Annotated in this window: 8 protein-coding genes; 6 read left to right on the forward strand and 2 right to left on the reverse strand. The window is 71.7% G+C overall.

All coding sequences use genetic code 11. The features are described 5' to 3' along the window. The first annotated feature begins 318 nt into the window (after nucleotides 1–318). From ACFWTE_RS22785 to ACFWTE_RS22800, 4 genes are read left to right on the forward strand one after another with little or no spacing between them, the layout of a single operon-like run. Nucleotides 319–1,575 carry a beta-ketoacyl-[acyl-carrier-protein] synthase family protein gene (locus ACFWTE_RS22785; protein ID WP_378781820.1) on the forward strand — a complete coding sequence of 419 codons (1,257 nt, stop codon included), beginning with the start codon at nucleotides 319–321 and terminating at the stop codon, nucleotides 1,573–1,575. A gap of 8 nt (nucleotides 1,576–1,583) precedes the next feature. Continuing rightward, a complete protein-coding gene (locus ACFWTE_RS22790; RefSeq protein WP_378781822.1) occupies nucleotides 1,584–2,795 on the forward strand; it encodes a beta-ketoacyl synthase N-terminal-like domain-containing protein in 1,212 nt (403 codons plus the stop codon). Between the two features lie 21 nt (nucleotides 2,796–2,816). Beyond that, on the forward strand, nucleotides 2,817–3,077 hold the full coding sequence (locus ACFWTE_RS22795; protein WP_378781824.1) for an acyl carrier protein: 261 nt from the start codon (nucleotides 2,817–2,819) through the stop codon (nucleotides 3,075–3,077). Next, complete coding sequence (locus tag ACFWTE_RS22800; protein WP_378781826.1) at nucleotides 3,074–3,550, forward strand: SRPBCC family protein; 477 nt, start codon at nucleotides 3,074–3,076, stop codon at nucleotides 3,548–3,550. The genes ACFWTE_RS22795 and ACFWTE_RS22800 overlap by 4 nt, the downstream gene beginning before the upstream one ends. 135 nt (nucleotides 3,551–3,685) lie before the next feature. On the opposite strand, the gene ACFWTE_RS22805 is transcribed toward ACFWTE_RS22800, so the two are convergent. Both ACFWTE_RS22805 and ACFWTE_RS22810 read right to left on the reverse strand, forming a co-directional pair. Beyond that, a complete protein-coding gene (locus tag ACFWTE_RS22805; protein WP_378781827.1) occupies nucleotides 3,686–4,894 on the reverse strand; it encodes a DUF418 domain-containing protein in 1,209 nt (402 codons plus the stop codon). Nucleotides 4,895–4,925: 31 nt separating this feature from the next. Next, entirely contained in the window at nucleotides 4,926–5,540 is a 615-nt protein-coding gene (locus ACFWTE_RS22810; protein ID WP_378781828.1) for a TetR/AcrR family transcriptional regulator, read from the reverse strand. Between the two features lie 243 nt (nucleotides 5,541–5,783). Here ACFWTE_RS22810 and thiD point away from each other — a divergent pair, with 243 nt between their 5' ends. Both thiD and ACFWTE_RS22820 read left to right on the forward strand, forming a co-directional pair. Next, nucleotides 5,784–6,584, forward strand: a complete 801-nt coding sequence (thiD, locus tag ACFWTE_RS22815) for a bifunctional hydroxymethylpyrimidine kinase/phosphomethylpyrimidine kinase (RefSeq protein ID WP_378781829.1) — start codon at nucleotides 5,784–5,786, stop codon at nucleotides 6,582–6,584. Nucleotides 6,585–6,720: 136 nt separating this feature from the next. Continuing rightward, nucleotides 6,721–6,948 (forward strand): CsbD family protein (locus ACFWTE_RS22820; RefSeq protein WP_378781830.1); only part of this gene is annotated, 228 nt, incomplete at its 3' end.

The raw sequence follows: 6,948 nt of genomic DNA on the forward strand, positions 1-6,948 counted from the left end.
CGGGGGTTCCCCGTGCACGGCCTCACCCGTCCTGACCAGTCCCTTCGCGGCCACTCTCGACACCTGTCCGGCGCCCGACCCGCCCGAGGCGCGGCACAGCACACGCGGACCGTTCGGCAACCAGTCCCGTGGCCGGCCCTGTCGGCATCCCTGAATTCGTGGAGACATCCTTGACCCAGACCTGCCGCGCCTCGGCGACGCCAAGGCCCGTCACCCCACAGCCCCACCGTTCCCAACAGGCTCCGTGTGGCAGCCGCGGCACCCGCCCACGCCCGCGCCGCGGTACCGACCGCGGCTCCGTCGGCGGAGGGAGGCGCCATGAGGCGTGAGGCCGTCATCACCGGAGTCGGCGTGGTGTCCCCCGGGGGCGTCGGCGCGACCGCGTTCTGGGACCTGCTCACCGCGGGACGCACCGCCACCCGCGGCATCACCCTGTTCGACCCCACGGGTTACCGCTCCCGGATCGCCGCCGAGGTCGACTTCGACCCCGCCTCCCACGGTCTGGACGAGCGCCAGACCGCGCGCATGGACCGCTACACGCAGTTCGCCGCCGTCGCCGCCGCCGAGGCGCTGGCCGACAGCGGGCCGCCCCTGGCCGACATCCTGCCCTGGCGCGTCGGCGTGAGCATGGGAACGGCGGTCGGTGGCACCACCCGCCTGGACCGGGAGTACGCGGTGATGAGCCGCGGCGGCTCGGACTGGGTGGTCGACCACACCGCCGCCGCACCCCATCTGAACCTGGCGCTGATGCCGAGCACGCTCTCCGGGGAGATCGCCGAACTGGTCGGTGCGCGGGGCCCGGTGCGCACGGTCTCCACCGGGTGCACCTCCGGGCTGGACGCGGTCGGCTACGGCGCGCAGGCCATCGAGGACGACCTCGCCGACGTGGTCGTGGCCGGGGCGGCCGAGTCACCGATCTCGCCCATCGCCATGGCCTGCTTCGACGCCATCAGGGCGACGTCGGACAGCAACGAGGACGCCGCACACGCGTCCCGGCCGTTCGACCGCCACCGGAACGGCTTCGTCATGGGCGAGGGGGCGGCCGTGCTCATCCTGGAGGAGGCCTCGGCGGCGCGGCGGCGCGGCGCGCGCGTCCGCTGCCGGGTGGCGGGCTTCGCCAACCACGGCAACGCCTTCCACATGACCGGACTGCGACGCGAGGGGACGGAGATGGCGCGCGCCATCACCACCGCGCTCGACCAGGCGCGGCGCCCGGCCACCGACGTGGACTACGTCAACGCGCACGGGTCGGGGACCGTGCAGAACGACCGGCACGAGACCGACGCGGTCAAGCGCGCCCTGGGCGAGCACGCCCGCCGGGTGCCCATGACCTCGATCAAGTCGATGGTGGGCCACTCTCTGGGGGCGATCGGCTCGATCGAACTCGTGGCCTGCGTGCTGGCCATGGACAGCGGCGTCGTACCGCCCACGGCCAACCTGGCCGCACCCGACCCCGAGTGCGACCTCGACTACGTCCCGGTGACCGCCCGCGAGCAGAGGACCGACGTGGTGCTGTCCGTGGGCAGCGGCTTCGGAGGATTCCAGTCGGCGGTCGTCCTGGACCGGGGAGAGTGAGGAGCGCCATGACCACGGTGATCACGGGACTGGGCACGGTCTCACCGGCGGGAACGGGAACGGACGCCTACTGGTCCGCGCTCGTGGCGGGGCGGACGCTCATCGCGCCGATCCCCGACGTCGGCACCCGGGGCCTTCCTGTCCGCCTCGGCGGCAGGGTCCCCGGGTTCGACCCGTACGACCACATCGAGGGCCGCTACGTCGTCCGGACCGACGCGTTCAGCTGGTTCGCGATGGTGGCCGCGGACGAGGCGCTGCGGGACTCGGGGGTCGACGTCACCGCCGACCCCTACGCCACCGGGGTGCTCATCTGCAGCGGCAGCGGCGGCAACGAGTTCGGGCAGCGCGAGTTGGCAGCCCTCTGGGGGCGGGGGCCGGGGTACGTCGGCCCGTACCAGTCCATCGCCTGGTTCTACGCGGCCAGCACCGGCCAGGTGTCGATCAGCAACGGGCTCAAGGGCATGTGCGGTGTCCTGGCCACCGACGAGCCCGGCATGCTCGACGCCCTGGACCAGGGTGCGCAGGCGCTGAGGCGCGGGACCTCGGCGATGCTGGTCGGCGGCAGCGACGCCGCGCTCGGGTCCCCGTTCGCCCTGGCCACCCAGCTGGGCAGCGGTGTGCTCAGCGAGGGCGAGGACCCCCTCTCGGCGTACGCGCCCTTCACGGAGGAGGCGAGCGGTTTCGTCCCGGCCGAGGGCGCGGCCGTCGCGCTGGTGGAGGACCTGGCCTCCGCGCGGGCACGCGGGGTCCGGGTCCGGGCCCTCGTCGCGGGCCACGCGAGCACGTTCGGCGGCGTCGGCGCCTTCGATCCGGGCGGCGAGGGCCTCCTCCACGCGGCCCGGGAGGCGATGCGCCGCGCCGGGGTCGGCCCGGAAGGGGTGGACGTCGTCTTCGCGGACGCCGTGGGCACCCCGAAGGCGGACGCCGACGAGGCCGCGGCGCTGCGGCAGCTCTTTCCCGACGGCGTGGCCGTGACCGCGCCGAAGGCGGGCTTCGGGCGGGCCTACGCCGGGGCGGGCGCCCTGGACGTGGCCGCCGCCGTGCTGAGCCTGGAGCACCAGGTCGTTCCGCCCACCCCCCACGTTCTGGACGCGCCACTGGGCCTCGACCTGGTCGTCAGGGTCGCCCGCCCCGCCCGCCTGCGCGCCGCGCTGGTCCTGTCGCGGGGCCTGGGCGGTGGGACCTCGGCGCTCGTCCTCCACCATCCCGACCACGTCTGACACACGAGATCAAGGAGATCCATGGCCGACAGCCGCATCACGATCGAGGACCAGGTGGAACTGATGTCCGCCTGCGCCGGGATCAGGACCGATGTCGAGACGGCGTCCACGCACACGTTCGACGAGTTGGGGGTCGACTCCCTGGGCGTTCTCGGCATCATCGCCGAGATCGAGCGCCGTACCGGCCGCAAGCTGGGGGCCGAGGCGGAGCTGGTGCCCTCCCCCGCCGCCCTCGTCGCCCTCGTCAACGAGGACGCACCCGTCCACGTGGAAGGAGCGTGACGGCCGTGCCCTCACGTACCGAGAACAGCATCGTCATCGACGCGCCCTACGACCTGGTCTGGGAGATGACCAACGACCTGGGCGCATGGACCGGGTTCTTCCCGAAGTACGCCTCGGTGGAGGTCCTCGAACGGGAGGAGGACACGGTCCGGTTCCGGATCACCAAGTTCCCCGACGAGCAGGGGCGCGTGTGGAGCTGGGTGTCCGAGCGTGTCATGGACCGCGCCAGGGGTGAGGTGCGGGCACGGCGGGTGGAGACGGGGGCGTTCGAGTTCATCAACCTGCACTGGACCTATGAGGAGGTGCCGAGCGGGATCCTCATGACCTGGCGCAACGAGTTCACGATGAAGCCCGACTCGCCCCTCAGCGACGAGCAGATCACCGCCAACATCAACCGGGAGGCGCCGGTCGAGATGGGGCTGATCAAGGACAAGATCGAGGCGAGGGCGCGGGCGGAGTACCCGGTCGGCTGACCGGTCCCGAAAACACCGCCGGGGGCCTTCGGACCGGCACGGGCATCGACGCCGTGCCCGGTCCGGGGCCCCTCCGTGTTCTCGCCGGGGCCGCCGCGGGCGCCCCGTTCCGTGCCGGATCCGCTCCGTGCGGGATCAGCGCCCGCGTTCGGGGGCCCGTGCCAGCACCGCCTTCTGGAGCGCTTCCAGGGGACCTGCCCGGAATCGGCGGAGCCACAGCGTCGAGCCGGTCAGGAGCAGTGCGCACAGCGTGGCCCACAGGCCCATCACCCACCAGGGCCCCGCGTCCGCGAGGCGGCTCGCCAGTCCCAGACCGAAACCGTAGAGGACCAGCACGCAGGCGAGGTTCTGCGCCACGTAGCCGCTCATGGCCATCCGGCCGAGCGACGAGACCGCCGTGACGGCGCGGCCCGCGGGGTTCGCCCGGTCCAGTACACGGCCGACCGCACCGATCACGCCGAGCGCCACCACGGGGGCGGCGACGTAGCGGTCCAGGAGGACCAGGTCGGGGCCGGCCAGGGACGTGGCCAGGTTGAACGGCACCCCGAGGCCGAGGCCCCACCCGAGCAGGCGGCCGCGGATACGGCGGCCGGTGTCGTCGTCCCCGAAGGCCCCGGCCCGGTACAGCCGCACGCCCAGCAGGAACATGAACACCATCAGGGCGAAGGTGATGATCGGTTCGACGCGGAAGAGGAGGGCGTGGTCGAGCCGGAAGGCGATCTGGTCCGGATAGCTTCCGTGTGCGTAGAGGTCCACGACCTCGGGGGGCGTCTCCCCGCCCAGGGGGGCGGGGTCGAGGGTGATCGCGGCGGTGACGAGCCCGATGAAGGCCACGTGCACAGCGGCCGCCACCCACATCACGGCGTTCTGCGCCCGTTGGGAACGGGTCAGCAGCCAGGCCACCAGGAGGGACGTGACCGCGTACCCCATGAGCACGTCGGCGGCGAAGACCAGGGTGAAGTGCACGAGCCCCTCGGTGAACAGGAACAGCGCCCGCCACTTGTAGGGGCCGGGCCAGCGTCCGCCGCGCCTGGCCGCCGAGCGGAACTGGATGGCCAGGCCCACACCGAACAGCAGGGTGAGCAGGGCCAGGAACTTGCCGTTGGCGAGGAAGAGGAACAGTCCCTCCCCCAGGGTGGCCGCCGAGGGGGACTCCCCGAAGTCGGCGAGGGTGCCGAGCGAGTCCGCCCCGAACAGGAGGCCTGCCTCGGAGCCCGGCGCGGTGAACAGCCACACGTTGGTGGCGAGGGTCCCCATGATGGCCACGCCCCTCAGGACGTCGAGCAGCGGGAGGCGTGTGCTCGTCCGGGCCGGTGCGGTGGTCTGTGGATCGGTGGTGGTCATACGGATCGCCTAGCACTCGGGCGGACGTGGGTCATGAGCTCTCAGGGTCCGTGAAGAGCCGGTCGACGTAGGTGGCGAGGGAGGTGCGGATCGCGTCCTCGGCGAAGTCCGCACCGGTGACGAGGTGGTGCAGGGTCAGGCCGTCCACGAAGGCGACGAGGGCGGCGGCCTCGGCGCGGGCGTCCAGGGCGGGCGGCAGCTCGCCCAGCGTGCGGCCCTCGCCGAACGCGTACGCGAACGCGTCGAGGAGCTGCCGTGTCGTCGTCCTGTGCAGCTGGGACAGCTCCGGGTCGGCCATGGTGGCCGGAAGGAACTCCAGCCAGACGGTGAGTTCGAGGCGCCGCTCGTCGTCGAGGGGGAGGAGGGTCTCGGCCGCGCGGAGGGTCCAGTCCCGGACGGAGGCGGGCCCTGCGCCCTCGGCGAGGGACAGGAGGCGGGCCTCGCCCTGTTTGTACATGTACTCCACGCCGAACCGGAGCAGCTGGGACTTGGTGCGGAAGTAGCTCTGCACCAGCCCGACCGACACGCCGGCCTCGTCGGCGACGTCGGCGAGGGTGGTCTTGGCCAGCCCCCGCCTCCCCACCGAGCGAAGGAGTGCCTGGGCGACCTGCCGCCGCCGCTGTTCGTGGTCCGCTGTCCTCGCCATAAAAAAATAATACCGAACTATTTTAATGCCGGGACCGCGTTCCGGGGCGGATCCGGCCGCCCGCGGGAACCCCCGCGCGCCGCCTCCGGGTCACCCCGGCCTCCGATCGGGGCCAGTGACGCCCGCCACGGACTCCACGAACGCCCAGGACCTGCGGTTGTGATGCAATATCAACGGGTTCGTGAGCCCGCGAGGGCTCCCGAGACCGGTACCAGCACATCGACAGAGGGAGGTTGGTCCTCCATGACCGACCGCGCGTACGTGATCGCAGGATCGGAGGCCACCGGCGGCGCCGGTATCCAGGCCGACCTCAAGGCCTTCCAGGAGCTCGGCGTCTACGGGATGGGGACGATCACCTGCATCGTCTCCTTCGACCCGAACAACGACTGGGGTCACCGGTTCGTCCCCGTCGCCCCGAACGTCATCGCCGACCAGATCCAGGCCGCGACCGCCTGCCACGACCTGGACGTGGTGAAGATCGGCATGCTCGGCACGCCCGACACCATCGACGTGGTCGCCGAGGCCCTGCAGCGGCAGCCGTGGCGGCACGTGGTCCTGGACCCGGTCCTGATCTGCAAGGGGCAGGAGGCGGGCGCGGCCCTGGACACCGACAAGGCGCTCACCGCCCAGATCCTGCCGCTGGCCACGGTGATCACGCCGAACCACTTCGAGGCGCGCACCCTCGCGGGGATGGAGCGCATCGACTCGGTGGACGACCTGGTCGAGGCCGCCCGCCGTATCCGCCAGCTCGGCCCGGAACACGTGGTCGTCAAGGGCGGCACGGAGCTTCCCGGCCCGGACGCGGTGGACGTCCACTTCGACGGCGAGGAGGTGACGGTCCTCAGCGCACCGAAGATCGGCGAGGAGCGTGTGAGCGGCGCCGGGTGCACCTTCGCCGCCGCGATCACCGCCGAGCTGGCCAAGGGCGCCGAGGTGGGTGCCGCCGTCGGGACCGCGAAGGCGATGGTCCGCGAGGGGATCAGCAGGCGGCTGACCACGCACGCGCCGTTCGCCTCGGTGGTGCCGGTCGCCCCGCGAGGCTGACTCTCCCCGCCTCCCATCGGGGCGTTTTGCGGATATTCGTCCCTTTTGATCCGCTTTTTTTCGGCGAATCATGATTGGAAGCCCTCGCATCGGTGAAGAGGAGAGACCAGGACCGAATGCCGAGCAGGAGGTTGGGATGTCTGAGAACAACCAGGCCAGCAACAAGGCCGACGAGTACAAGGGCAAGGCCAAGGAGACTCTCGGCAAGGCCACCGGAAACGAGCAGTGGCAGGCCGAGGGCAAGACCGAGAAGACCACGTCCAAGCTCAAGCAGGCCGGTGAGAAGGCCAAGGACGCCCTCACCCCTGACGACGACAACGTGCCACTGACGCTGGACATCGCTTGGTTTGGGGCTGTATGTGCG

Source organism: Nocardiopsis sp. NPDC058631 (genome assembly GCF_042716955.1).
In the GTDB taxonomy this organism is placed as follows: Bacteria; Actinomycetota; Actinomycetes; order Streptosporangiales; family Streptosporangiaceae; genus Nocardiopsis.

What these genes read in the sequence shown, in the direction of transcription:
- ACFWTE_RS22810 (WP_378781828.1), bottom strand. Translation starts at nt 5,540, where the DNA reads ATGGCGAGGACAGCGGACCACGAACAGCGGCGGCGGCAGGTCGCCCAG.
- ACFWTE_RS22785 (WP_378781820.1), top strand. Translation starts at nt 319, where the DNA reads ATGAGGCGTGAGGCCGTCATCACCGGAGTCGGCGTGGTGTCCCCCGGG.
- ACFWTE_RS22790 (WP_378781822.1), top strand. Translation starts at nt 1,584, where the DNA reads ATGACCACGGTGATCACGGGACTGGGCACGGTCTCACCGGCGGGAACG.
- ACFWTE_RS22805 (WP_378781827.1), bottom strand. Translation starts at nt 4,894, where the DNA reads ATGACCACCACCGATCCACAGACCACCGCACCGGCCCGGACGAGCACA.
- thiD (WP_378781829.1), top strand. Translation starts at nt 5,784, where the DNA reads ATGACCGACCGCGCGTACGTGATCGCAGGATCGGAGGCCACCGGCGGC.
- ACFWTE_RS22795 (WP_378781824.1), top strand. Translation starts at nt 2,817, where the DNA reads ATGGCCGACAGCCGCATCACGATCGAGGACCAGGTGGAACTGATGTCC.